23 protein-coding genes and 1 tRNA gene are annotated in these 24257 nt (G+C 69.3%); 13 read left to right on the plus strand and 11 right to left on the minus strand.

Annotated elements, in window-relative coordinates; translation table 11 throughout:
- The 4 genes from MX571_RS06415 to MX571_RS06430 form a co-directional block, all read right to left on the minus strand.
- Complete coding sequence (locus tag MX571_RS06415; protein WP_247414758.1) at positions 1 to 177, minus strand: hypothetical protein; 177 nt, start codon at positions 175 to 177, stop codon at positions 1 to 3.
- Between the two features lie 81 nt (positions 178 to 258).
- Positions 259 to 2184, minus strand: coding sequence for a molybdopterin oxidoreductase family protein (locus MX571_RS06420; RefSeq protein WP_247414759.1), 1926 nt, complete (start codon positions 2182 to 2184; stop codon positions 259 to 261).
- A gap of 115 nt (positions 2185 to 2299) precedes the next feature.
- The gene (prf1, locus tag MX571_RS06425) at positions 2300 to 3373 is read right to left on the minus strand and encodes a peptide chain release factor aRF-1 (protein ID WP_247414760.1); all 1074 of its coding nucleotides are present in this window, start codon (positions 3371 to 3373) and stop codon (positions 2300 to 2302) included.
- Positions 3374 to 3630: 257 nt separating this feature from the next.
- On the minus strand, positions 3631 to 4485 hold the full coding sequence (locus MX571_RS06430; protein WP_247414761.1) for an NAD+ synthase: 855 nt from the start codon (positions 4483 to 4485) through the stop codon (positions 3631 to 3633).
- A 240-nt stretch (positions 4486 to 4725) separates the two neighbouring features.
- Here MX571_RS06430 and MX571_RS06435 point away from each other — a divergent pair.
- From MX571_RS06435 to MX571_RS06445, 3 genes are all read left to right on the plus strand, one after another.
- Positions 4726 to 4796 (plus strand) — tRNA-Gly (locus tag MX571_RS06435).
- A gap of 217 nt (positions 4797 to 5013) precedes the next feature.
- Positions 5014 to 5796 carry an NAD-dependent epimerase/dehydratase family protein gene (locus MX571_RS06440; protein WP_247414762.1) on the plus strand — a complete coding sequence of 261 codons (783 nt, stop codon included), beginning with the start codon at positions 5014 to 5016 and terminating at the stop codon, positions 5794 to 5796.
- 267 nt (positions 5797 to 6063) lie between these two features.
- Entirely contained in the window at positions 6064 to 6915 is an 852-nt protein-coding gene (locus MX571_RS06445; protein ID WP_247414763.1) for an SDR family oxidoreductase, read from the plus strand.
- A 36-nt stretch (positions 6916 to 6951) separates the two neighbouring features.
- On the opposite strand, the gene MX571_RS06450 is transcribed toward MX571_RS06445, so the two are convergent.
- Positions 6952 to 7539 carry a DUF8121 family protein gene (locus MX571_RS06450; RefSeq protein WP_247414764.1) on the minus strand — a complete coding sequence of 196 codons (588 nt, stop codon included), beginning with the start codon at positions 7537 to 7539 and terminating at the stop codon, positions 6952 to 6954.
- 132 nt (positions 7540 to 7671) lie between these two features.
- Between MX571_RS06450 and MX571_RS06455 the strand changes: the two genes are divergently transcribed.
- The 7 genes from MX571_RS06455 (at position 7672) to MX571_RS06485 (ending at position 13985) form a co-directional block, all read left to right on the plus strand.
- Positions 7672 to 7830, plus strand: coding sequence for a hypothetical protein (locus tag MX571_RS06455; protein WP_247414765.1), 159 nt, complete (start codon positions 7672 to 7674; stop codon positions 7828 to 7830).
- A 5-nt stretch (positions 7831 to 7835) separates the two neighbouring features.
- A complete protein-coding gene (locus tag MX571_RS06460; RefSeq protein WP_247414766.1) occupies positions 7836 to 8858 on the plus strand; it encodes an ornithine cyclodeaminase family protein in 1023 nt (340 codons plus the stop codon).
- 471 nt (positions 8859 to 9329) lie between these two features.
- Entirely contained in the window at positions 9330 to 11375 is a 2046-nt protein-coding gene (locus MX571_RS06465) for a PAS domain S-box protein (protein ID WP_247414767.1), read from the plus strand.
- Entirely contained in the window at positions 11372 to 13036 is a 1665-nt protein-coding gene (locus MX571_RS06470; RefSeq protein WP_368409040.1) for a bacterio-opsin activator domain-containing protein, read from the plus strand. The genes MX571_RS06465 and MX571_RS06470 overlap by 4 nt, the downstream gene beginning before the upstream one ends.
- Before the next feature lie 92 nt (positions 13037 to 13128).
- Complete coding sequence (locus tag MX571_RS06475) at positions 13129 to 13464, plus strand: HalOD1 output domain-containing protein (RefSeq protein WP_247414769.1); 336 nt, start codon at positions 13129 to 13131, stop codon at positions 13462 to 13464.
- A 2-nt stretch (positions 13465 to 13466) separates the two neighbouring features.
- The gene (locus tag MX571_RS06480) at positions 13467 to 13625 is read left to right on the plus strand and encodes a hypothetical protein (RefSeq protein WP_247414770.1); all 159 of its coding nucleotides are present in this window, start codon (positions 13467 to 13469) and stop codon (positions 13623 to 13625) included.
- A gap of 96 nt (positions 13626 to 13721) precedes the next feature.
- A complete protein-coding gene (locus MX571_RS06485) occupies positions 13722 to 13985 on the plus strand; it encodes a hypothetical protein (protein WP_247414771.1) in 264 nt (87 codons plus the stop codon).
- Positions 13986 to 14369: 384 nt separating this feature from the next.
- Here MX571_RS06485 and MX571_RS06490 read toward each other — a convergent pair whose 3' ends face one another.
- Complete coding sequence (locus tag MX571_RS06490) at positions 14370 to 14642, minus strand: PadR family transcriptional regulator (RefSeq protein WP_247418440.1); 273 nt, start codon at positions 14640 to 14642, stop codon at positions 14370 to 14372.
- A gap of 361 nt (positions 14643 to 15003) precedes the next feature.
- Between MX571_RS06490 and MX571_RS06495 the strand changes: the two genes are divergently transcribed.
- Positions 15004 to 15831, plus strand: coding sequence for a ZIP family metal transporter (locus MX571_RS06495; protein WP_247414772.1), 828 nt, complete (start codon positions 15004 to 15006; stop codon positions 15829 to 15831).
- Positions 15832 to 15862: 31 nt separating this feature from the next.
- Here the strand turns inward: MX571_RS06495 and MX571_RS06500 are convergent, their stop codons facing one another.
- A complete protein-coding gene (locus MX571_RS06500) occupies positions 15863 to 16219 on the minus strand; it encodes a cupin domain-containing protein (RefSeq protein ID WP_247414773.1) in 357 nt (118 codons plus the stop codon).
- Between the two features lie 168 nt (positions 16220 to 16387).
- Between MX571_RS06500 and MX571_RS06505 the strand changes: the two genes are divergently transcribed.
- Positions 16388 to 18199 (plus strand): asparagine synthetase B family protein, encoded by a 1812-nt coding sequence (locus MX571_RS06505; RefSeq protein WP_247414774.1) that lies wholly within the window; start codon positions 16388 to 16390, stop codon positions 18197 to 18199.
- A gap of 161 nt (positions 18200 to 18360) precedes the next feature.
- Here the strand turns inward: MX571_RS06505 and MX571_RS06510 are convergent, their stop codons facing one another.
- The 4 genes from MX571_RS06510 to MX571_RS06525 form a co-directional block, all read right to left on the minus strand.
- The gene (locus MX571_RS06510; protein WP_247414775.1) at positions 18361 to 19743 is read right to left on the minus strand and encodes an FAD-binding oxidoreductase; all 1383 of its coding nucleotides are present in this window, start codon (positions 19741 to 19743) and stop codon (positions 18361 to 18363) included.
- 273 nt (positions 19744 to 20016) lie between these two features.
- A complete protein-coding gene (locus tag MX571_RS06515) occupies positions 20017 to 20760 on the minus strand; it encodes an Nmad3 family putative nucleotide modification protein (RefSeq protein ID WP_247414776.1) in 744 nt (247 codons plus the stop codon).
- Positions 20760 to 21926: a PQQ-dependent sugar dehydrogenase gene (locus MX571_RS06520; protein WP_247414777.1), complete on the minus strand. Its 1167-nt coding sequence runs from the start codon at positions 21924 to 21926 to the stop codon at positions 20760 to 20762. Before MX571_RS06520 ends, MX571_RS06515 begins: the two co-directional genes overlap by 1 nt.
- 51 nt (positions 21927 to 21977) lie before the next feature.
- The gene (locus MX571_RS06525; protein WP_247414778.1) at positions 21978 to 22910 is read right to left on the minus strand and encodes an acyltransferase; all 933 of its coding nucleotides are present in this window, start codon (positions 22908 to 22910) and stop codon (positions 21978 to 21980) included.
- A 202-nt stretch (positions 22911 to 23112) separates the two neighbouring features.
- On the opposite strand from MX571_RS06525, the gene MX571_RS06530 reads away from it, so the two are divergent.
- The gene (locus MX571_RS06530; protein WP_247414779.1) at positions 23113 to 24165 is read left to right on the plus strand and encodes an aldo/keto reductase; all 1053 of its coding nucleotides are present in this window, start codon (positions 23113 to 23115) and stop codon (positions 24163 to 24165) included.
- Positions 24166 to 24257 lie beyond the last annotated feature (92 nt).

Here is a 24257-nt window from a genome sequence, read left to right on the forward strand (position 1 = left end):
TCAGCTCAGCTCACCGTCTTTCTCCTTCGGGTTCGACGGGACGTACTCGAATCCCGGTGTAGGGTAGGGTCGCTCGTGCTCCCCGCGAAGCGCCCGAGCGACGGCGAGTGTAGCGAGCAGTCCGACGAACGCTACCGTACCGATGATGCGCTGGCCGGTCAGCCGGTCGATTGCCATGCGGTGACAGACGCCATCCCCCGGCAAATAGCTACGGCCGTCCAGCGTCGTGGCCGAGCCGAACGTCCCCACCGCGGTCAGTTACGGCTCCCCGACGGGGGTGACGCGAACCGCCGACCGCCCGCTCCTGACCAGCGGGTCGGCGACGTCGGCGTGGAGGTAGACCGTCCCGCGACGGACCGCGTCGCCGACGTCCGCGACCGTCTCGACGTTCGCCTCGCCCGCCTCGACGCGGACGCGGTCGCCGTCCGCCACGTCCAGTCGCTCGGCGTCGGCGGCGTTCAGCCCCAGTCGGTCGTCGGCCTCGCCCGGCCCGTCGAACCCGCCAGCGCGACTCCCGACGACGAGGACCAGTTCGTCGTCGCCGGGCGGGTCGACGCGCCCCTCGACGCTTCCGAACGCGGCCCGGCCGTCGGGCGTGTCGAACGACTCGGCGTAGAGCGCGTCGCCACGCCCTCGTGGCCAGCGCTCGCCCACGTCGTCCGAGAGGTCCGCGTACGGCGCGACGACGGTCCGGAGTTCGTCGGACGCCACCGCTGACGTCGCGGGCGGCGTCCACTCTTCGACGAGTCGGTCCGCGAGTTCGACGAGCACGTCGAAATCGGCGCGTGCCTCACCCGGCGGGTCGGCGGTCGGCGCGAGTCGCTGGACGCGCCGGTCGATGTTCGTCACGGTTCCGGACTTCTCCAGGCCGACGGCCGCCGGGAGGACGACGTCGGCGTGTTCGGTCGTCTCCGTCTCGAACGCGTCCACGACGACGAGCGCGTCCAGCGACTCGAACCGGTCCGCGACCCACGCGTCGTCGCGCTTGGCGACGGCCGGGTTCTCGCCGACGACGAGCGTCCCGAACACCGATTCGCCGAACGCGGCCAGCGCCTCCCGTTCGTCCAGTCCGGGCGTCGTCGGCGGTTCCGTCCCCCAGACGCTCGCCAGTCGGTCGCGGGCAGCCTCGTCGTCGAGGGAAGCGTGGCCGGGGAGGCGGTCCGGGCGACAGCCCGTGTCGGTCGCCCCCTGCTCGTTGTTGAGGCCGCGCAGGAGCGTGAACCCGGTGCCGGGCCGGCCGACGTTCCCCGTCAGCGTCAGCAGGTCGAGGATGGCGTCGGCCGTGGGCGACCCCTCGTCGTCCTCGATGCCGGTGCCGCCCATCGCCACGACGCGGTCCGCCGCTGCGATGCGGTCCGCGAGATTCCGTATCTCCTCGGCGTCGACGCCCGTCGCGGCGGCCGCCCGCTCGACGTCGAGGGCGGTCAGTGCGGCCGCGAACGCGTCGAACCCGGTCGTCCGCGCTTCGACGAACGTCTCGTCGACGGCCCCGCGGTCGAGGAGCGTCGCGCAGACGAGGTGGAAGAACAGCGCGTCGGTGCCCGGTCGCGGTGCGAGGTAGCGGTCGGCGGCGCGGGTCGTCTCGTTGCGACGCGGGTCGACGTGGACGAGTTCGCGGTCGTCGTCACCCGCTGCCCGGACGAACGCGTCGAACGCGACCGGTTGCTGGACCGCCGGGTTCGCCCCGGCGACGAGCACGAGGTCCGACTCGGCGAGGTCCTCGTAGGTGTTCGTCGACGCCGGCCACCCGAAGCGCCGTTCGAGCGCACCCGCCGCGGAGCCGTGACAGAGCCGCGCCCGGTTGTCGACGTTGTTCGTCCCGAGCGTCCGGGCGAGCGCCGCCAGCAGGTAGTTCTCCTCGTTGGTGCAGTGTGGCGCGCCGAAGAACGCGAGCGCGTCCGGACCGCGAGCGTCGCGGACGCTCCCGAGCCGGTCGGCGGCCTCGTCGAGAGCGGTCGCCCAGTCGACGGCCACCAGGTCGCCGTCGCGACGCACCAGCGGTCGCGTCAGTCGCTCGTCGTCCGCGACCGTCTCGAACGCCGTGGCTCCCTTCGCGCAGAGGCGTCCGTCCGGGTTGGCGGGTCCCGTCCGCCCTCGTGCCCGCCCGCCCTCGCCGGGTGTGAGGCGGCACCCGACCGCGCAGAGCGGGCAGACCGTCTCGCTCTCGTCGGACGAATCGGCCATGTGGGAGGTAGACGGAGCGCGTCCTTATCGGTTCGGTCAGTGGTCGCGGTGGGGCGCTCGTCTGGTGGGTACGATGACGAGCGTGGCGACCTACCGTCCTTCGTGGCTTCTCCGCTCAGTTCACCGGGAACCGGAGGAGCGCGCCGACGCCGCCGAACGCGTCGGTGAACTGTGTCCCGCGCTCGGTGTCGCTCGGGACGACGAGTCCCTCGCCACCCTGTCGCTCGACGGCGGTTCCGAGTTCGTCGCGACGGTCTCGCGGCACCGACGACGCGAGGAGCAGCGTGTCGACCGCTCCGAACTCGACGGCTCGTTCGACCGCAGCCTCGCCGTAGGTGACGTCGTCGCCGTCGCGGAGTCGAGCGAAGAAGTCGTCGAGGTGCTCGCGGGCGGCGCGCTGTTCGGCGTCGAGCAACTGGTCGCTGGCCTGCTCGACGAGGTGTTCGAGACCCTGCTCGGTGGCGTACTCGACGGCGTACTCCCCGAGCAGTCGCTCCTGCAGGCGGTGGTCGAGGTAGCCGCCGTCGACGAACGCTCGCGTCGTGGTGAGCGTCCCACCGACGACGAGTCCGGCGACGGGGTCCTCGCCGAGGAAGGCGTCCGCGGCGACGTCGGCGACCTGCCCGAAGAACTCGCTGGCCTGGCGCTCGCGTTCGCGGGCGAAGCGCTGGGCCGACTGGCCGCCCGCACGGGTCTTCCCCATCACCTGGCTCTCGCTGCTCCAGACCGGGCGGACGCGCTCGCCGACGAGTCGGCCGACGGCGGCGCGGCCGCGTTCCACGACGACGAGGCCGAACGTCTCGTCGGGGGCGACGGCGTCTTCGAGCGGGTCGAGGACGAACCGGTCGTCACAGCGGTACGTCGAGGCGGCGACGGGCGTTGGCAGGTCGTCGAAGACGAACGAGCGGAGGTCGCCGTCGACGACGCCCGCGTAGGCGACGAGGCCGTTCTCGGGCGTCTCGTCGTACTCGCGGAGCGTGCGCTGGAGGCGGTCGAGCGCCCGCTGGACGCGGTCTCTCGTGCGGTCTGCCTTGATGTTCTCGGCGCTGGCGTGTTCGCCCGCGAGACGCTCGCGGACGGAGCGGAGCGACTTTTCTGGTGGTACCGAGACGGTGACGAGTTCGGTGCCGTCGCCGTCGAGCGATTCGAGGTGTGCGATACTGTCGCGGAGGTCGTACGTGTCTGACATGACGTGCTGGTGACTGTGTGGTCGGAGGCGGTTCGCGTGCGGCCGCGCAGACGACGGTCGACGGTGGACCGTGGCAGACTGCGGTCGGCCGCGACACCAGCTACAGGAGGACGGCGACGCCGCTCACGGACCGGGGAGTCGAGTCGAATCCCGCGCGTGAGCGGTGCATACCTGTAACGAACGCGACGAGGCGTGTAAAAGCGTTTCGCGGAATCTCGTCGGGAGGACTCGACTGGAATCCGTTCAGAGACCGAGACTCAGAGCGAGAGCGCGTCGGGCGCTGGCGGGAGGTGGCGCTTGTGCTCGCTCTGGGCGTACAGTTCGTCGACGCGGGCGACGACCGAGTCGTCGACGTCGAGCGTGCTCGCCGTCGCGGAGGCCGACAGCGGGCCGTCGACGTGGAGCACGAGAATCGCGTCGAGCAGGTCGTAGCTCAGGCCCATCTCCTCCTCGTCGGTCTGACCGGCCCACATCTCGGCGCTCGGGGGCTTCTCGACGAGGTCCTGCGGGACGCCGACGTAGTCCGCAAGCTGGCGGACCTGCCGCTTGTAGAGGTTGCCGATGGGGTTACAGTCGACGGCCTGGTCGCCGTACTTCGTGAAGTAGCCCGTCAGCGTCTCCGAGCGGTTGCCCGTCCCGAGGACGATACGGGACTCCGCGTTGGCGACGAAGTAGTTCAGGACGCCCCGCGTCCGCACGCGGACGTTCCCGGCGGCGGTGCGAAGCGGGTCCGAACCGATGCGGTCGTCGACGTTCTCCAGCGGTGCGGCCTCGAAGAACGCGTCCACGATGGGTTCGATGTCGACGACGTCGTACTCGATGTCGAGCAGTTCGGCGACGCGCTCGGCGTCGCTCATGTTCCCCTCCGTGTTGACCTCGCTCGGGAGGACGAGGCCCCGGACCGCACCCTCGCCCAGCGCCTCGACGGCGAGGTGAGCGGTCAGCGTCGAGTCGATGCCGCCCGAGAGCCCGATGACCGCCCCGTCGGCTCCCGCGTCGTCGACGACACGCCGGATGAACTGGGTGATGTGCTCGCGGTGGGCGTCGAGTTCGTCGTCGGAGAGCGTGAGGTCGATGGGCAGGTCGTTCGTCGCGGCGACTGCGTCACTCATGTCGGTCGGAACGCATTCTACCGACTAATAGGTGCCCTGTCGTGCGATATTTCCGGACGTTCGTTCAGCTGTGGCGCAGTGTGGCGGGTCGAACTACGACAACGGTTTGGAAGGCCGGGTAAGGGCCGAAATCCGTTCGTTCTCGGATGTGGTCTACTCGCGTGGAGTCGCTACGTTCAAGTGGTGCGATGGAGAATTACCGATGCTGAACGCACCGACAGAGAGGTGCCCCAGACGAGAGCGCCGTTGGTCCAGTGGTAGGACATTGGCTTCCCAAGCCAATAGCCCGGGTTCAATTCCCGGACGGCGCATTTCTGTCCGAGCGACAGCGAGGACGAAATCGCTACCGAGGGAATCGAATCAGCGAGCGACCGCAGGGAGCGAGTGAGGTTCAATTCCCGGACGGCGCATTCCCCCTCCGAACTCGCCGAACCGTCGAGCAACTGCACTCCACTAACGAGAGCACAGAATGCCCACGGTGTCTCCGCGAACCCCAACGCTACCCGTCGGGGACTCGTTCGTCGCCTCATGACTCGAATCGCGCTCACGGGCGCGGCTGGCAACGTCGGTCGGGAACTCGTCGCGGCGGTCGAGGACGGCGACTTCGACGACCACGAGGTCGACGCGTTCACGCACTCCGAACACGAGGACATCGAGAGCGAGTTGCTGGAGGTCACCGACCCGGACGACGTCCACGAGAAACTCGCGGGTTACGACGTCGTCTTCCACCTCGCGGGGGCCTCGGAGCCGGACACCGAGTGGGACCTGGCGCTGGAGACGAACGTCGAGGGGACGAAGCACGTCCTCGACGCGGCCGTCGAGCACGACGTGGACCGGGTCGTCTTCGCCTCTTCGAACCACGCGGTCGGGACGTACAACGCGGCGGACGACGACCCCGAGCACATGACGCTCGACCACGCGGAACCGGTGTGTGGCGACGCGCCGCCGAGTCCGGACTCGTTCTACGGCGTCAGCAAGGTCGCCTGCGAGGGCCTGACGAGCTTCTACGCGAACAGACACGACCTGGAGATCGTCAACCTCCGCATCGGCTGGTACATGACGCCCGACGACCTGCGCGACGTCGTCGCCGAGGCGGAACCGGAGCGCGAGCGGTTCGCCCGCGCGACGTGGCTGAGTCCCCACGACTGCCGGGACGTGTTCCTCAAGTCGGCGACCGCGGACCTGCCGTACTCCCCGGTGACGGTCAACGCAATCTCGCAGAACAGCGAGCGGTACTTCACGCTCACCGAGACGATGCGGACGCTGGGCTACGAACCGCTCGACGACGCTGCCGAGACGCTGGCGGAGTAGCGCCACCCGGGTAATCGTACCCACAGCGTGCTTCTCGTACGGTCCCCTGCGCGGTACCGCAGGAGGCGCGAGGAGCTGACGACGGAGAACGGACTGGCGCGCGTCGAGGTCGACGACCACCGGGCGGACGTGCTCATCGACCGCCTCGAGAAGCGCGACGCGATGGACCTGGCGGTCGTCGCGGACTCACCGAGGCGGTCGACCGAATCGCCGAGACGGACGAGGTCCGGGGGGAACGTTATTGTGAGCGGTCGGTCATCGTCCGGTATGTCGTTCCAAGCCCCCGACCTGAGCGGCCGAACCGCGTTCATCACGGGTACGACGCGCGGCGTCGGCAAGGAGATCGCGCTCTCGCTGGCCGACGCCGGCTGTAACGTCGTCTCGACGGGCAAGACCGTCGACGACAGCGACTCCGACTTGGAGGGGACCATCCACAAGACCGCCGAGGAGTGCGAGGAGCGGGGCGTCGACGCCCACGCTATCCAGTTGAACCTCCGGGACACCGAGGCGATTGACGAGGCCGTCGACGAGGCCATCGACGTGTTCGACGAGATCGACATCGTCATCAACAACGCGAGCGCCATCCAGCTCGCCTCCGTCGAGGAGATGCCCGCCAACCGGTTCGACCTCGTCACCGACGTCAACGTGCGCGGCACGTACGTCACCTCGCGAGCGTTCATCCCGCACCTCAAGGAGAACGGCGGCGGACACATCCTGACGAACGCGCCGCCGGTGAAGGTGTCCAGCGCGCCCGGAAAGGCAGCCTACGCGTGGGCGAAGATGGGCATGACGTTCGTGACGCTCTCGCTCGCGAGCGAACTCCAGGGCGACGGCATCGCCGCCAACGCGTTCTGGCCGGTGACGGCCCTCGACACCCGCGCGACGCGGTACTTCGGGCTCGGCACCGAGGAGGACTGGCGGACGCCCGACATCCTCGCCGACACGGTGCTCGAACTGCTGGACCGCGACCCGAGCGAGTTCACGGGGCACGCCGTCTACGACGAGGACGTCCTGCGCGAGGTGGGCGTCGAGGACTTCTCGGAGTACAACTGCACGCCCGGCGACCCCGCGCCGACCTCGGCGCAGATGTTCGACCCCGAGTTCCAGCGGTCGGGGTAGCCCGGACGCTCGGCGGGACGCAGCACCGTGGCTCCGCTACGCCGAGCCTCGGGCGGGAATCGGCACGTCGAGTTCACCGGTGAGCGTGTACTGGCTCCCGAGCAGGCCACCACCGTCGAGGCCGACGGTCGCGTCGACGTGCAGCGTGGACGCTCCCGCTTCCTGCCGGTCGACGAGGAAGTGGAGGTTCGCGGTCTCGTCGGCGAGGTCACCGAAGTCGTCGATTCTGACTGTACTGACGTTGCTTCCCCGACTGCCGCTAAACGTGGCCGAGACGTACGGTTTCTCGACCGTGACGGGCGTCACGAGCGCGACGATGGTGGCGACGGGTTCACCGTCCCGTACCATCCGGAAGTCGAACGTCGCATCGGTCAGTTCGGTGCCGTCTCGGTGCGGGAGATGTGCCGTCACACGGATAGAACCGGTATCCGGGACGCTCGGCGAGAAGCCGAGCGACGCAACCTCCTCGTCATCGTCTCGGAAGGAGAGGTACGGGTCGGTGCCGTCGTCGTCCGCGTCCCGGACGGGGTTGGAGATGGTCGTCTCGGAACCGGGGAGGGAGCAGCCAGCCGTGGCCCCGACGCCGAGCGCGCCGAGTCCAGCGAGGACCTGTCGCCGTCTCATGGTCGGGCGTCGTTCTGGTGTAGTGAAACGTCTTCCGGAGGTGAAAGCGAGCGGTTGTCCCTTCGACAGTGGCTCGTTCGCCACGAACGCCCGCGAGCGAACGCTTTTGCGCCCGCCGGGTGAGCGACTCGCATGGCCGACCCCGACGACGAGAACTTCGAGACGACGCTCGACGACGGCGCCCCCCGCGCCGAGACAGAGGGGATGGTTAGGGCGGCGCAGACGGACGATTTCGACGAGGGCGTCCGCGCGTTCGTCGAGAGACGCTCGCCCGGGTTCGAGGGGCACTGACCGGGATGGTGCTCGTCCTCTCCGACGACGACGTGCGGGGGGTCCTCGACCTCGACCCGCTCGCCGAGGCGGTCGAGGACGCGCTCGTGGCGCAGACGCGGGGAGCAGTCGAACGCCCGGAGCGGCCCCACTACCCCGTCGGTGCCGGAGTCGACGGCGAGACGGGGCCCGACGGAGGAGGGTGCCCCGACGAACAGGACGCCCGCGGGACGGCGCTCGCCATGCCCGCGTACGTCCACGGCGCGCCGTACTTCGCGACGAAACTCGCCAGCGTCCACCCGGCTAACCGGGGACGTTCGCTCCCGACGCTCCACGCGCAGCTCGTCCTCGCGGACGCGACGACGGGTGCGCCGGTGTCGGTGCTGGGCGCGACGACCCTCACCAACGCCCGGACGGGCTGTATCGGTGGGCTGGCGGCGCGCGACCTGGCGGCCGGGCCGGTCACCCTCGGCGTCCTCGGCGCGGGCGCACAGGCGCGCTGGCAGACCCGCGCCGTCGCCGCGCTGGCGGACCTGGAGAGGGTCCGGGTCTACTCGCCGAGCGACTCGAAGCACGACTGCGTCGCCGACCTGCGGGCAGAGGGACTGACGGCCGACGCGGTTGACTCCCCGGCGGCGGCCGTCGAGGGGGCTACCGTCGTCGTCACGGCGACGACCAGCGCCGACCCGGTCGTTCCGGCGAACGCGGTCGGTCCGGGGACGCTCGTCGTGGGCATCGGTGCCTACGAGGCGTCGATGCAGGAACTCCCGGCGGCGCTCGTCGAGCGCGCCGACCGCCTGTACGCGGACGTCCCCGAGGAGGCCGTCGAGACCGGCGACGTCGCGGCTACCGACCGGACGGTCGCGGACCTCGTCCCGCTCGGCGCGCTGTTCGACGGGACCACCGAGCGGGCGACGGCCGGTCCCGTGGCAGACGACGAGGTAGTGGTCGTCGAGAGCGTCGGGTCGGCGGTGATGGACGTCGCGGCGGCGACCGTCGTCTACGAGGCGGCGACCGAGGCCGGGGTGGGGACCGACCAGCCACTCTGAACTCGGAGGGCTGGACGCAGGGAACCCGTTCGTGGCGGTCTGCGAGCGCTCCGGCCGTCTCGGGACTCGGCTCGCGACTCGCGGGCCTCGATGCTCCGCCCCGCCTGGCGCTCGGCCAGTCGCTCGATGGACGACGCTGCTCGTCGGTACCCGTCCGGGGTGGCTATGTCAACAATTGCCTCGATACGTAGTACCATCTATCGGGGGATGGACCGATAGAACGACGGAGCTGTGTAGGCAACAGCAAGGCTATCATTGACCGGGGCGTCACCGTCGCGCCCCACACGCTCTATGGGGTGAGCGGAGCCTGGGAGTCGACCCCTGCCAGCGGCGTCATCGGCCACTGCAGTCGGACGTGGGCTTTCCATATGAAGCACTACAGATATCGTCGTCACAAGAATGATGAGTGACTGTGGTGAACGACTCGTAGTGAAACTCTCACGTGGAGCCAATGTTCTCACGGTTCTCTGCGTGGGATTGGACGCGGAGCAGACCGAGTCGATAGCCGCGTATCTGGATGGGTTCGGCGAGCAGTCGTGCGAACTGACCGCCGCGTCGCCCGCGGAGGCGGAGCGAATCGCGGAGCGCGAACAGTTGACGTGCGTCATCGCGCAGTACGACCTGCCCGAGGGCGACGGGCTGTCGGCGCTGACGCGCTGTCTCGCGGCCCAGCCGGACCTCCTGACGATACTCGTCTCCCGGCACGACGAGGAGTCGCTCATCGACCGAACCTACGAGGCGGGGGTCGACGAGTTCGTCCACTACACCGGCCCGGAGAAGGGGCGGGTCGTCGAACACCACCTCTCGACGTACCTCGGGGAGGCGGAGGACGGGGCCAGCCCTCCGCGGACGAGTCGGTACCTGGAGACGCTCGCGTCGACGACGTCCGACGCCATCGTCTCGGTCGACGAGTCCAGCACCATCCGCTACGCGAACCCGGCGGTGGCCGAGGTGTTCGGGTACGACCCGTCGGAGGTGGTCGGCGAGCCGCTGACGATGCTGATGCCCGAGGGGCTCACGGACGACCACCGGGCGGGCGTGCGACGGTACCTCGAAACGGGCGAACGGACGCTCGACTGGGACGATATCGAACTCCCCGGCCGCCACAAAGCGGGCCACCATATCCCGCTGAGCATCTCGTTCTCGGAGTTCTCCGTGGGCGAGGAGCGCTACTTCACCGGTATCATCCGCGACATCCGGGACCGGAGACGGCTGCAGTCCGAACGCGACCTCTACCACGACGCGACCCAGCAGATACTCAAGGCCGACTCGTTCCACGAGGGCCTCCGCATCGCGGTCGACGCCATCGGCGAGGCGATGGACTGGCGCTACGGCGAGGCGTGGGTCTGCCCGGACGGCGAGCACCTCGAACGCGTCCCCGACCCGTACGTCACGTCCCCGGAAACAGAGACGTTCGCCGAGGCGACCGACGACGTGACGTTCCACCTGAACGAGGGCTCCGTCGGCCGCGTCTGGCAGTCGGGAGAGTCCGAGTGGCTGACCGACGTCGCTACCGACGACGCCCCGTTCTTCCGGTCGGCGGCCGCGACGGAGGCCGGTCTGCACGCGGCGCTCGGCGTCCCCATCGTCAGCGACGGGACGGTCGTCGCCGTCATGGTGTTCCTCCTCGCGGAGCCACGAGAGCCAGACGAGACGATGGTCGACGCGACGAGGACCATCGCCGCCGACCTCGGGCGGTTGATGGAGCGTCTCGAAGCGGAGACGGCGCTCCGCGAGGAGCGCAACCTCAACGAGCGCATCCTCGAGACCAGCCCGGTCGGTATCGCCATCCTCGAACGGGACGGTACCTTCAGTTACGTCAACGACCGGGCGACGGAGATTCTCCACGTCGGCGAGTACGACCCGCCGCTCACGGCCGCCGACCTCGACCTCCAGATGGTCTCGTTCGACGGCGAACCGGTCGACACGAGCGGGAACCCCTACCGTCGGGTGGTGGAGTCGACGGAGTCGGTATCGGGAGAGCTACGCATCGAGACGGACGACGGGCCACGCTGGCTCGCTGTCGACGGCGCACCGCTCGACCACGAGGCCGGGGAGGGGAGTGCGATGGTGTTCTCCCTGCAGGACGTCACCCAGCGAAAGCTCCGCGAACGCCGCCTGCAGCAGCACGAGGTCGTGATGAACACGGTCAGCGACGGTCTCTACGCCCTCGACGGGGAGGGACGCTTCGTCGTGGTCAACGACGCGTACTGCCGACTCATCGGGTACGACCGCGAGGAACTCGTCGGGAGGCCGGCCAGCGAGTTCGTCGAGAGTCGATTGATCGAGGAGGCACGCGCGCTCCAGGAGCAGATTCGGCGTGGCGGTGACGACGAGGCGACGATGGAACTGACCCTGACCACCGCGTCGGGTGAGCAGGTCCCCATCGAGGCACGGATTACGCTGTTCGAGTACGAGAAGGCGTCTACGGGCGAACCGGGGTCGTCCGCGACATCAGCGACCGCCAGCGCCGCGAGGAGCGACTCGCTCGCCTCAACGAGGTCGGGCAGGCGCTGACGACAGCCGAGACGCCCGGCGAGGTCGCCGACATCGTCGTCGAGGGGGCACAGGAGATACTCGGGCTCCCGTTGACGACCATCAAGTACTACAACGAGGCGACCGGCCACCTCGAACCCCAGACGCGGACGCCGGAACTCAGGGCGCTCATCGGCGACGACCCGCTGTTCGGCGTCGACTGGCATCTCGCCTGGCAGGCGTTCGTCGACGACGAGGAGCGCATCGTCGACGACATCGCGGCCGCGGACGTGGAGACGGGCGAGACGCCACTGGGGAGCGCCATGGTGCTCCCGATCGGCGAGCACGGCGTCTTCATCGCCGGGACCGAGACGGCCGGGTCGTTCACCGACACCGACGTCCTGGTCTCGCGCATCCTCGTCGCGAACACGCTCGCGGCCCTCGACCGCGTCGACCGCGAGCAGGAACTCCGGACCCAGAAGTCGCGGCTCGAAGAGCACAACGACGCGCTCGAACGGCTCAACCGTCTCAACGGCGTCATCCGGGGGCTCACGGGGAAACTGGTCGAGGCGTCCACTCGCGAGGAGATAGAGACCGCGGTCTGCGAGGAACTCGCCGGGACGGACCCCTACGTCTTCGCGTGGGTCGCCCAGCAGGGAGCCGTCGGGAACGAGGTCACGCCACGGACGAGCGCCGGCCGCGAGGACGGCTACCTCGACGACATCGAGATCACGGTCGACGACAGTCCGACCGGCCAGGGGCCGGCGGGGACGGCGTTCAAGACGCGCAAACCGGCCGTCCAGAACAACCTCCACGTCGACCCGCCGTTCGAGCCGTGGCGACAGCAGGCGCTCCAGCGCGGCTACCGGGCGGGCATCTCCATCCCGCTCGCCTACCGCGAGACGGTGTACGGCGTGTTGAACCTCTACGCCGACGAACCGGGCGTGTTCGACGAGATGGAGGTCGCCGTGCTCGGCGAACTCGGGAACATGGTCGGGTACGCCATCAACGCCATCGAGCGCAAGAGAGCCATCGTCGGCGACGCCGCGGTCGAACTCACGTTCACCGTCACCGACGACACCATCCCCGCCATCGGGTTCGCCGACGTGACCGACGGGACGTTCGAGTTCGAGACCCTCGTCGAGCGGCCCGACGGGTCGTTACGGGTGTTCTTCGAGACGACCGGCGTCGACCCGGAGACCGTCTACGAGTTCGCCGACAGGACGACGACGGTCGACCACCTGACGTTGCTCACCGAGGGCGAGGAGAGCTGCCGGTTCGAGGCCATCGTCGGCGAGGACAGCTTCTTCGCCGACCTCGTCTCCTACGGCGCGTACCCGACCGCGATGTACGCCGGGTCGGAGGGTGGCGAGGTCACCATCGAACTCCCGCGGAACGGTGACGTCAAGGCGTTCATCCGGATGTTCGTCCGACGGTACGAGGGCGCCGAACTGGTCGCTCGGGTCGAGCAGAACCGACCCGTCAGGACCTCTGCGGAGTTCGAGGCGACCTACCGCGACCGACTGACCGAGCGACAGGCGGAGGTGCTCGAGACGGCGTACTTCAGTGGCTTCTTCGAGTGGCCACGTGAGACGAGCGGGAAGGAACTGGCGGCGCTGCTGGACATCTCGCAACCGACCGTCAGCCGCCACATCCGGACGAGCGAGCGCAAACTGTTCGGACTGCTGTTCGACGACGAGTAGCGTCGATGCTAGCTATCTAGCAGTGGGCTCCCGCGTGACCCGTATAGGGTTATCGCGATTACGTATGCGTGGAGGGGGTCTACACTGGAGCGATGACAGACACCACCGTCGATACTACTTCCCTTGCCGACGTTTCGGGTGGCATTACGGACGGTCGGGCCGCCGACTCGCTGCTCGTCGACATCGTCGAGCGACTGGCCGCCGCGCGCGGCGACGACCCCCTCGACCTCCCGCCGCTCAACGACTACATCGACGTCGACGCCCTCGCGACGCTGTTCAAAGCACCGGCTGGCGGGCAGTCGGCGGCGTTCGGTTCCGTCACCTTCCGCGTCGAGGAGCACGAGGTCCGCATCTACCAGGACCGGACCATCTACGTCCACAGGCCAGGCAACGGCGACCGGTCGTCTGCCCTGGAGGGGTCCTTCTGAGCATGCGTCGGGGGAAGACGGACCGGTCGGAGGACGGTCGGCACCGACGGTACCAGGAGATCGAGTTCGACGGGAGCGACGGCCCGTGGACGATCATACAGGACACCGAACACCAGCAGCGCTGGATCCAGTCGAACGTCACCGCGGAGGTCCGCCGGTAACCCGACGGCCTGTTCGACGGGTCCGACGGGTCGTCCCCTGCCGCCCTCGACGGCGCGGCCTCCGACTCGTTCGAACGACCGCGACAGCCACCACCCATGAACCAGACATTCAAACTCATCTGCCGAACGTGCGACTACGAACGAACGGTGTCGGGACTCGACCCCGCACTCGACCTCGCTGGGAGTCACAAGGACGACGAGGGCGAAGACCACTCCGTCGACATCTACTCGTTCGCGTATCTCGCGTCGGGGGTCGACCGGGACCGACTGCCCAGTGCACCGTGGCTGGACGACACCGACCCGAGGTCGGCCGACCCCTCGGCGGTCGGAGACGACGGCCTCGCCGACACCGACGACTGAACCGCCCGCTCCGGTCGCAGCGCTTCCTGTCCGCTGGTCGTCTCGCTCACCGAGTTCGACGGAAGAAGGGCTCGCTGCGTCCGAGAACCGCTGTAGGTCGTGCTTTCGCGGCGTCTGTAGCGTGTGGGACGACGTGCTGGCGCGTCCGACCGACCGGTCTCGGCTTCGCTCGTCTTCTCCGTCACCTTCGTCCTCTCCGGGACCGTCGTCCTCTCCGTCACCTCGTCGTCTTCGTCGTCGCTATCGTCTTCGTCTCGTTTCGTGTTCGTCGCCCCTCGTCGTCGGTCCTCCGGACAGCCGTCCTCGGGCGTCCGTTCCCGTGGGTCCGGTCTCGTCAGCGTCGCCGCGCACGTCGGTCGGCGCGACTGCCGCTTCGAGACGGCGTCACGGGAGCCGACCGGTCCCCCACTGGTGGTACTCCTGGAGCGCCTCCACGCCCGCGTCGGAGATGGTGTAGTAGTTCGTCCGGCGGTCGATCTCGCCCTTCGACACCAGTTCGCGGTTGACGAGGGTGTCGAGGTTCGGATAGAGCCGCCCGTGCGTTATCTCGCGGTCGGTCTGCTCCTCTAGCTCCTGGCGAATCGTCTGCCCGGACGGCCTGTCCAGGCCGGCGATGCAGTAGAGGAGGTCCCGCTGGAACCCCGTGAGCTCGTGTATCGTTCGGATGTCTACTCCACTGCCGGAACCGTCGTCGACACCTGCGTTAGACCCCAACATGGGAGCGTACCTTCTAATCAGACGACATTTGTTATTGACTGTCATAACTGCGAGTCGATTGCAACGGTAACCGTTGCAAACGGCCGGAATTCGACCAGTCCGGACCTACGACTGTTAGATACTAGTTAAATGGTTGCCATATTCGCGCGCCGGCTCGTTCGAAGCGAATCTCCGAAGAGCGACCCGCTACGCCGCTCGCTCGGCGAAATCGCTCGGTCGTACTCTGCGAACTCAACACTGAAGGGCGTCCCATCAGTCACTGGCGGTAGACGCGGATGCATCTCGACGAGTGGTGGGCGGCGTGGTAGTCGGACAGCTAGCGCAGTGGTTCGGGTCCGGTCCGGTGGTCGACGGACTGCTCGGCGGCGTGTTCATCGCCGCGTGCAACCTGCTCGGGGCGTCGCTGGTGTTCGTCTGGCGCGACCCCTCCGAGCGGGCGCTGGACGCTGCGCTCGGGTTCGCTGCCGGCGTGATGCTCGCCGCGAGTTTCACGAGCCTCATCATCCCCGGCATCGAGACGTACTCGAACGGGAACCCGGTTCCCGTCCTCCTGGGCGTCGTGCTGGGGGCGCTGTTCCTGGACCAGTCGGACGCGCTCGTCCCGCACGCCCACTACCTCCTCACGGGCCGTCGCCGCCGGGACGCCGCCAACCCCGGCACGGACCTGCCGGTGAACGACGAGCGACTGGCCGGGGTCGTGCTGTTCATCCTCGCCATCACGCTCCACAACATGCCCGAGGGTCTCGCCGTCGGCGTCGGGTTCGGCAGCGGCGACCCGTCGACGGCCATCCCGCTGATGGTCGCAATCGGCATCCAGAACATCCCCGAGGGGCTGGCCGTCTCGGTCGCGGCCATCAACGCCGGACTGGACCGGCGGTTCTACGCCGCGTTCGCCGGCATCCGGTCGGGCCTCGTCGAGATTCCCCTGGCCCTCCTCGGCGCGTACGCCGTCCAGACGGTGTCGGTGTTGCTCCCCTACGCGATGGGCTTCGCCGCGGGGGCGATGCTGTTCGTCATCAGCGACGAGATCGTTCCGGAGACCCACACCGGGGGCTACGAGCGCGTCGCCACCCTCGGAACCATCCTCGGCGTCGTCGTGATGCTCTACCTCGACATCTCGCTCGGGTGAGCACGACGACCACGAGACGGGCACGGTCCGGTCAGCGCCGTTCCACCTCAGTCGTCCTCTCGGTGACGCGGTCGCCCGTGTTACGCGTCCCCTCGGGTTCGAAGAGGAGGACGACGGCAGGCTCGTCGGCGACGGGCCGGTGTTCGACGCCCGCAGGGACGACGTGCAGTTCGTCCTCGTCGAGTTCGACGGTCTCGTCGCGGAACTCGATTCGAATCGCGCCCTCGACGACGAGGAACAGTTCGTCGACGTCGGGGTGGGCGTGCCAGTCGAACGCGCCCTCCATCCGCGCGAGTTTGACGTGCTGTCCGTTGCACTCGGCGAGCAGTCGCGGCGACCACGGGTCGTCGAGTGCGTCGGCCGCCTCGGCCAGCGAGACCGGGTCCATGTCGCCCCGTCGCGGCCACTTCACTAATCAAGCACGGATTTACTCCGCGTACGGGACCGTCGGCGTCTGTACCGGGGTCCCGGAGAGTCGTCGACGGCTGACGGTACTCGGGAGGTAACTCTCGATAGCGGACGAATACTGATACGTGTCCTGGTAGATGATGGACACATGCCCGAGTACGTCCACCTCGCGTACCCACAGGAGTGGGTTCGAGGTGACGACACCGCCGTCCGGGGAACCGCGTTCGCCGACGGCGAGCGCTTCGACGCGCACGCCCTCCACGACCAGTTCGCCGACGTCACCTCACGCGAGGAGTTTCGCCAGGTCCTCACGTCGTTGCAGGGGTACTACGCCGTCGTCCACGCGGTCGACGGGACGGTGTTCGCCGCGACGGACCACGCCCAGAGTATCCCGCTGTTCTACGCCCCCGAGTCCGGCGTCGTCTCCGACAGCGCCCGGTGGGTCCGCGAGACGCTCGACGACCCGACGGTCGACGCCGTCGCCGAGGCCGAGTACCTCACCGCGACGTACGTCACCGGCGACGAGACGCTCTACCCCAGTATCAGGCAGCTTCAGGCGGGGGAACTGCTCGCCCTCGACACGTCGGGCGCGACGCCGACGGTGCACACCGAACGCCACTGGACGTACTCGCCCACGGCGACCGCGGACGACCCGGACGCGACGCCCTCCGAGCGACTCGCGGCCTTCGACGACGCCATGGTCGAGTCGTTCGAGCGCACGCTCGCCGTCGCAGACGGGCGACCCGTCGTCGTCCCGCTGAGCGGCGGGTACGACTCGCGGCTCATCGCCTCGATGCTGGTCCGCCTCGACTACGAGGGCGACGTCTACACCTTCACCTACGGCCAGCCCGGGAGCCCGGACGTCCGCGTCGCGGAGGACATCGCGGCGAGCCTCGGCCTCCCCTGGCGATACGTCGAGTACACGGCCGACGACTGGTACGAGTGGTTCAACGGCGTGGAACGGGAGGCCTACTACGAACGGGCCGACAACTTCGACGCCATCCCGAACCTGACCGGGTGGCCCGCCATCGGCGAACTCCTGGCGGACGGCTGGCTCCCGGAGGACGCGCTGGTCGTCCCCGGCCAGACCGTCGCCGGTATCGGGGGGCACCTCCCGGACCCACTGCTCGACGCGGTCACCGAGGACGGTGCGGTCGCCCCGGAGGCCATCGACCCCGAGAACGACGCGGCGACCGACGCCTTCGTCGAGAGCGTCCTCGACGAGCACTACGTGCAGTGGGACCGGACGGACGCCCTCGACCGGGCGTTCGCCGAGCGCATTCGAAAGGTCGTCGACGGCGTCTGCCAACCGGGTGACCCGACGAGCGCCTACGCGGCGTGGGAGTGGCAGGAGCGCCAGTCGAAGTTCCTCTGTAGCGACGGTCGCATCTACGAGCACTGGGGACTCGACTGGTGGTTGCCGCTGTGGGACCCCGGCGTCGCCGCCGCCTGGGGGGCGTTCCCCGCGACGGCCCGCGCCGACAAGCGTCGGTACACGGAGTACGTCGAGACGCTGTACGCGGACGTCGCGGACGTCGACGACACCGAGGCGGAACGCACGCACGCCAACGACAGTCGGCTGACGGCGGGCATCACGCGCGCCCTCTCGGCCGTCGAGGACTCCCCGCTCGCGGACCTCGCCCGCCCGCTGTACCGGCGTTATCGGACCAGGACCCACTCCCGCTCGCACGGCCACCTCGGTCACCTCGGGATACTCCCGCCGGAGCAGTTCGACCGCCTCTACACCGCGGAGCGGACCCACCACGCCCTTCGTGCGGTCGAGGCGCTCGGCCGGGTGGCGTTCGACCCGCCCCACGAGCGTGGGTGGCCGGGCGAGACGCTGTCGGTCGCGGCCCTCGACCGCACGCGATCCGCGAACGGGCCGGTCGCGACGAGTCCGCGGTCCGACTCCGTCGCTCCGGACGACGGCGAACTCGTCGAACCGACGTCCGACGACTGACCGGGAGGACGGTGGAGCGAGTCGGACCGGCGAGAACGAGCGTGCGGCCGAATCGGAGGTGAAACGAGGCCGAGCGAGTGGTCGAGAGGGTAGTGGCGAGAAGGAGCGAGCGGCCGAGAAGAGGAAGGTGCGGCGAAGCCGAGTGGCGTGTTCGAGGACGGTCAGCGCGCCGGGGCGGGGTTCGCGACGCTGCGGAGTCGGTTCTCCGGGTCGTACCGGGCGGCGAGGTCCGCGAGGCGGTCGTGGTTCTCGCCGTAGGTCGCCCTGCCGCGCTCGTCGTCCTCGACGAAGCCGGGGAAAGCGGGGTACGACCCGTCCATCGAGCGTGGACGGAGCGCCTCCCAGTGACGGCGCGCCCACTCGACGTTCTCCTCGTCGGCGTCGGGGTCGTCCCACGACGCGGCGAGCATCACCGTGAACTCGGCGTCGCGGAACCCGAACGCCGTGGCGGCGTCCTCGACGTCCGACACCGCGCCGCCCAGGTGCCAGAGTTCGACCGAGGACTCCGGGGAGGGCGCGTCGGCGAACGCGGCGACGAGGTCGTCGAGCACGTCGTCGTCGAGCGTCTCGGCGTACAGCGAGTGCCACGAGTAGCGCCGGCCGTCGGGGAACAGGTCGCGAGCGACCTCGTGGAGCGCCGCCAGCGGCATCGGCCCGCTGGTGTCCAGCACGGGCTCGCCGAGCTCGCGCAGCGGTGCGAGCGCGCGTTCGCCGTCCTCGACCGGGCCGGCGTAGACGCTGTACACCATCACGATGGGTGCGCCGTGGGCCTCCGGGGGAACCATCGGGAGCGGCGGGACGTGCATCAGTCCGACGAGCGTCGTCGCCTCGCGGGGGGCCGTCGCGGCCCACTCGCGGAACGCACGGAGCGTCTCGCCCGCGGTCTCGACGGGGTAGGCGACCTGTGCGATCATGACCTCGGGGCCGACCGCGACGAGGTCGAGTTCGAAGGCGGTGACGACGCCGACGGCCGCGCCGCCGCCGCGGACCGCCCAGAACAGGTCGGCGTGCTCGGACTCGCTGGCCGTCAGCACCTCGCCGTCGACGGTGACGAGTTCGACCGCCGTGAGGTGGTCGATGCCGAGGCCGTGTGCGCGCCGGAGCCAGCCGATACCGCCGGCGAGCGTCGACCCGGCGATACCGGTCTGGGCGGCGGAGCCGACCACCGGCGCGAGGCCGTGCTCCTGCGCGGGGCCGAGGACGTCGCCGACGCGAGCGCCGGGGCCGACCCTTGCCGTCCGCGTCGCGGGGTCGACGCTCACCGCGTCCATCGCGCGCAGGTCGAGGACGAGGCCGTCGTCGACGACGGCGCTCCCGGTGACGTGGTGGCCGCCGCCGCGTACCGCGAGCGGCAGGTCGTGGTCGCGGGCGAACCGGAGCGCGGCGACGACGTCGTCGGTGCGTTCGGCCCGGACGATAACTGCGGGATAGCGGTCGACGGCACCGTTCCAGACCGCTCGGAGGTCGTCGTAGGCGGCGTCCTCAGGTCGGACGACGTCGCCGGAGACGGCGGCGCGGAGGTCGGATACGGTCGACTCACTCATCGGTCGAGATTGGTGTTCCATGTAACTCACTGCCCGGGTGGGCGACCAGCGAACTGGTTAGTTCTGATTGACAGGTTATCGTATTAAATCTGCTGTGACAGCTCGTCTCCGATGGGGACGTCGGCAGGCGACGATTCTCGGCGAGCGGACGGGAGCCGGCCCCCGAAACGCCAGCCTACACTCGTCGGTCGGTCGAACTGTCCCGTCGACGACCCAGTGAACGCGGCTGGTAACCGAGGACCGAGGCGATGGTCGGCCACCGTCGTGTCCCCGTCAGAAGCAGGCGTCGAGGTCGCGGTCGGCGACGATGCGCCGGAGTTCGGCGGTCGCCGCCTCGTCGAACCGCATCGGACGACGCCACCACGGCCCCTTCCCCGAGTCGCTCGACAGGTCCGTCACGAGGCGGTTCGCGTCGGTGCCCGCCTCCCGCCCGGAGAGCGGCACCGCGCGTTCGAACAGTCGCGAGTACTCCTCGTCGCCCAGTATCAGTACCTCCGCGTCGAACTCCTCGCGTCGGACGTGCGCGTTCGTCCGGAACGGCGCGCGCTCGGCGTCCTCCATCGCGCGGTACGCCTCGCCCGTCACCGCGTCGCGGGCGAGACACATCGCGCCGACGAGGTACGCACCCCAGCGCGGGGACTGCCACCACGACGGCTCCCCCTGCTGGCCGAGCGTCGCGTAGAAGTAGAGCCAGTCGCCCGCGTCGAGTTCCGACAGCGGCCGTGCCTTCACGCCGTGTTCGTCGCCGTAGGTGTAGCGTTCGCCGCCCGCCTCGGGGAACTCGGGGTCGAAGTGCATGGGCGTCTCCGCGACGCTGCTCACGTCCGTCTCGACGTCGAGGTCGGCGTACGTCGGCACCGCCTCGCGGGTCGGTTTCGACTCCGGGATGGGGAGGTACTCGAACGTTCCGTCGGGATGGATCGGCCCCCTGAATCCGGGCTGGTTCGTGTTCGCCGCGACGTTGATGGCGACCGCTCGCGGGTCGCGCCGGGTGTCCCCCGGCGTCTCCTCGTCCATCACTCGCCCTCCGCTGGCCGGAACCGGAGCAGTCGGTCGTCGCTCTCGCTCGGACTGCCGCGGCCATCGCGGTTGCTCGTCGTCGCGTAGAGGTGGCCGTCCGGCCCGATGCTCGTGGTCCGCAGTCGTCCGAACTCGCCCTCGAACAGTCGCTCGTCCTCGACCACCTCGTCGTCCTCGTCCAGGCGGACCCGGTGGAGGTGGGTCCCCGAGAGCGTCCCGAACAGCAGGTCGCCGCGCCACGCCCGAACCGCGCCATCGGTGGGGTAGACGGCGAGGCCTGCGGGCGCGATGGTCGGCGTGTAACTGGCCAGCGCCGGGACGAACTGGTCGTCGTCGCCCGACTCGACGCCGCGGACGACGGGCCAGCCGTAGTTGCCGCCCGCTTCGAGGCGGTTCACCTCGTCGTCGGTGTCCGGGCCGTGTTCGGTCTGGTAGAGCGCTCCTCCCTTCACCGCGAGTCCCTGCGGGTTCCGGTGACCGTAGGTGAAGACGGCGGGGTGGCCCACGTCGGGGTTGTCCGGGTGTGGCTCGCCGTCGAACGCGAGCCGCAGTACGGAGCCGTTGAGGCGTTCGGGGTCCTGCGCGAGGTCGGCGACCGTGGCGTCGCCCGCGGTGACGTAGAGCGCGCCGTCCCACACTAGCAAGCGACCGCCGTCGTGGTACCTCGCGCCCGGTATCCCCTCGAAGACGGGTTCGAAGTTCCAGTCGTCGTCCGTGTCGTGGCGGAGCACCCGATTCCGCGTCTCGCCGTCGGCGGTGTACGTCTGGCAGGTGAACGCGATACTCTGGTCCTCGGGGTGGAGAGCGAGACCCATCAGGCCGCCCTCGCCCGTCGCGCCCGTCGAGGTGAGGTCGGCGAGCACGGTCCGCTCGCCGTCGCGGAGGCGGACGACGCGTCCCGGCCGTTCGGTGAGGTACACTTCCGCTGGGTCGTCGCCGGGGAACGCGACTCCCCAGGGGACGTCGAGGCCCGTTGCGACCGTCTCGGCGACGACCCGCTGACCGTCGCCTGCCGTCGTGGTGACGGTTCCGTCGGTACCGGTAGCACCGTCGGTGTCCGTCGCCGTCGGTCCGGGGTCGGTCCCTCCGTCGATACCGGAACAGCCAGCGAGTCCGGCGAGTACGCCCGTCCCGGCGACCCGGAGGTAGGTCCGCCTGTCCATAGTCGACGTTGTCCCGTGCGGGGAAAAGTCGTCCGTCGTCGCTCGCTCCGCTCAGCGTCGGTGCGGGCGCTCGTGCGGGTCGACCGGTCCGCCGACGTCGCGGCCGAACTCGTCGAACACGTCCAGGTCGTCGGGCAGGTCGTAGGGAATCTCGCGGTCGGACTGGTGGTTCGGCAGGCTGCCGTCCTCGGGGACCGGTTCGGCGACGTCCTCGTACCCCGGTTTCACGGCGATGGAGCGCGCGGGCATCCCGACGACGACGTGGTGGGCGGGCACGTCGCCCTGGACGACCGCCCGTGCGCCGACGACGCTGTTCTCGCCGACGGTGCAGCCGGCCCGGACCATCGCGTCGTAGGTGACCCGTGCGTCGTCCTCGACGACCGTGTGGAAGTTGCTCACCTCCGTCTGGTCGACGATGTCGTGGTCGTGGCTGTAGATGTGCGCGCCGTCGGAGATGGAGACGCGCGACCCGATGTCGAGGCGACCCCGGTCGTCGAGGTGGACGTCGTCGTGGATGACCGTGTTGTCGCCGACGGTGATGTTGTGGCCGTAGGAGAAGGAGACGTCCTTGAAGATGCGGAGGTTCTCGCCCGCCTCCTCGAACAGGTGGTCGGCGAGCATCTGGCGGAACCGGAGGGCGAAGTCGACGTTGTCGGCCATCGGCGTGGCGTCGAACTGTCGCCAGAGCCACTGGAGGTGCTTCGAGCGCCGGAACCGCTCCTCGTCCTTCTCGGCGTAGTACTCCGACTCGATGGTCGAGTTGCACGGGTCGTACCCCTGCAACCGGACGCGCTCTGCGGGCGAGACGTCGCCCCCCGCCTGCCACCGTTCCCACGCCTCCCGGTCCCCGTAGAGGTCGACCAGCGTGTCCCGGACCACCTCGCACGTGTCCTCCGGCCCCGACAGTCGGTCGTCCACCTCCGTCAGGAACGCCTCCAGTCCCTCCTCGGCGTCCGACGGTAGCGAGACGTGCCGTTTCGTCATGGAACCGGATTGGGACGGTGCGGCCATAGGGTTTCCGTTGGGCACATCTGCGAACCCAACGACGGGGCGGGTGTCGACAGTCACTCGATGCGGTCGCACGCGGTGGCGCCGCCGACCACCCGACCGAGGCGACGAAGCGCGCGTCCGACGCCGCGAGAAGCCAACCGCGGCTGATAAGTTCTTCAGACCGCTAGCTTCGGACATGCACTACCGGACGCTCGGTGACTCCGGCGTAGAGGTGAGCGAGGTCGGCTTCGGCGCGTGGGTCGTCGGCACCGACTGGTGGGGCGACCGCTCCGAGGACGACGCCAAGGAGATGATCCGCTTCGCACTCGACCAGGGCATCACGTTCTTCGACACCGGCGACGTCTACGGCCACGGCCGCTCCGAGGAACTCGTCGGCGAGGCGCTCGCGGACGTCCGCGACGAGGTGACCCTCGCTACCAAGATCGGCTACGACTTCTACGACAACCCGCAGGCGGGCCACGGTGAACTCCCGAAGGAGATGGACGCCGACTACCTGCGCGACGCCTTCGAGCAGTCGCTGGACCGTCTCGACACCGACTACGTCGACCTGCTGCAGCTCCACAACGCGAACGCCGCGGAGGTCGACGACGAGGTGCTCGAACTCCTCGACGAACTGCGCGAGGAGGGCAAGGTCGACGCTATCGGGTGGGCGCTCGGCCCCTCTATCGGCTGGCTGGCCGAGGGCGAGGCCGCCGTCGAACACGACTTCGATGCCATCCAGACCGTCTACAACCTGTTCGAGCAGGTGCCGGGCCAGCACTTCCTCGACACCATCCGCGAGCACGACGCCGACACGAGTCTCGTCGCTCGCGTCCCGCACTCCTCGGGCCTGCTGAACGAGCAGGTCCGCCCCGACACCGAACTGGAAGAGGGCGACCACCGCGGCTTCCGGCCCGACGAGTGGTACGAGACCGGCTGGGAGAAGCTGGAGAACCTGCGGTTCCTCGAACGCGACGGCGAGCGGACGATGGCGCAGGCGGCCATCCAGTGGCTCCTGAGCCACGACGAGGTGGCCTCCGTCACGCCGACGTTCCGCACCCGCGAGGACGTCGAGGAGTGGGCCGCCGCCAGCGAGACGCCGCCGCTGACGCCCGGCGAGGTCGAACGCGTCGAGGAACTGTACGAGCAGAACTTCGGCGTCGACCGCGACGACGGGATGGACGCGCTCCGCTCGTCGGTCGAGGGGAAGGACCTGGAGGGTACCGGCATGCAGTGGGCCGGTCGCTGAACCGTCGTCGCCGAGCCGTCTAACGCCGCGCTCTCGCGCATCTCTGTCTCACCGGTCCTGTTCGTCACGACCGACCAGCGACGCGACTCCCG

Origin of the sequence: Halomarina salina, assembly GCF_023074835.1 — an archaeon.
GTDB lineage: Archaea > Halobacteriota > Halobacteria > Halobacteriales > Haloarculaceae > Halomarina > Halomarina salina.

Bases quoted from the DNA above. Each gene is read 5' to 3' on its own strand.
- MX571_RS06415 (WP_247414758.1), bottom strand. From the start codon at position 177: ATGGCAATCGACCGGCTGACCGGCCAGCGCATCATCGGTACGGTAGCG.
- MX571_RS06420 (WP_247414759.1), bottom strand. From the start codon at position 2,184: ATGGCCGATTCGTCCGACGAGAGCGAGACGGTCTGCCCGCTCTGCGCG.
- prf1 (WP_247414760.1), bottom strand. From the start codon at position 3,373: ATGTCAGACACGTACGACCTCCGCGACAGTATCGCACACCTCGAATCG.
- MX571_RS06430 (WP_247414761.1), bottom strand. From the start codon at position 4,485: ATGAGTGACGCAGTCGCCGCGACGAACGACCTGCCCATCGACCTCACG.
- MX571_RS06440 (WP_247414762.1), top strand. From the start codon at position 5,014: ATGACTCGAATCGCGCTCACGGGCGCGGCTGGCAACGTCGGTCGGGAA.
- MX571_RS06445 (WP_247414763.1), top strand. From the start codon at position 6,064: ATGTCGTTCCAAGCCCCCGACCTGAGCGGCCGAACCGCGTTCATCACG.
- MX571_RS06450 (WP_247414764.1), bottom strand. From the start codon at position 7,539: ATGAGACGGCGACAGGTCCTCGCTGGACTCGGCGCGCTCGGCGTCGGG.
- MX571_RS06455 (WP_247414765.1), top strand. From the start codon at position 7,672: ATGGCCGACCCCGACGACGAGAACTTCGAGACGACGCTCGACGACGGC.
- MX571_RS06460 (WP_247414766.1), top strand. From the start codon at position 7,836: ATGGTGCTCGTCCTCTCCGACGACGACGTGCGGGGGGTCCTCGACCTC.
- MX571_RS06475 (WP_247414769.1), top strand. From the start codon at position 13,129: ATGACAGACACCACCGTCGATACTACTTCCCTTGCCGACGTTTCGGGT.
- MX571_RS06480 (WP_247414770.1), top strand. From the start codon at position 13,467: ATGCGTCGGGGGAAGACGGACCGGTCGGAGGACGGTCGGCACCGACGG.
- MX571_RS06485 (WP_247414771.1), top strand. From the start codon at position 13,722: ATGAACCAGACATTCAAACTCATCTGCCGAACGTGCGACTACGAACGA.
- MX571_RS06500 (WP_247414773.1), bottom strand. From the start codon at position 16,219: ATGGACCCGGTCTCGCTGGCCGAGGCGGCCGACGCACTCGACGACCCG.
- MX571_RS06505 (WP_247414774.1), top strand. From the start codon at position 16,388: ATGCCCGAGTACGTCCACCTCGCGTACCCACAGGAGTGGGTTCGAGGT.
- MX571_RS06510 (WP_247414775.1), bottom strand. From the start codon at position 19,743: ATGAGTGAGTCGACCGTATCCGACCTCCGCGCCGCCGTCTCCGGCGAC.
- MX571_RS06515 (WP_247414776.1), bottom strand. From the start codon at position 20,760: ATGGACGAGGAGACGCCGGGGGACACCCGGCGCGACCCGCGAGCGGTC.
- MX571_RS06520 (WP_247414777.1), bottom strand. From the start codon at position 21,926: ATGGACAGGCGGACCTACCTCCGGGTCGCCGGGACGGGCGTACTCGCC.
- MX571_RS06525 (WP_247414778.1), bottom strand. From the start codon at position 22,910: ATGACGAAACGGCACGTCTCGCTACCGTCGGACGCCGAGGAGGGACTG.
- MX571_RS06530 (WP_247414779.1), top strand. From the start codon at position 23,113: ATGCACTACCGGACGCTCGGTGACTCCGGCGTAGAGGTGAGCGAGGTC.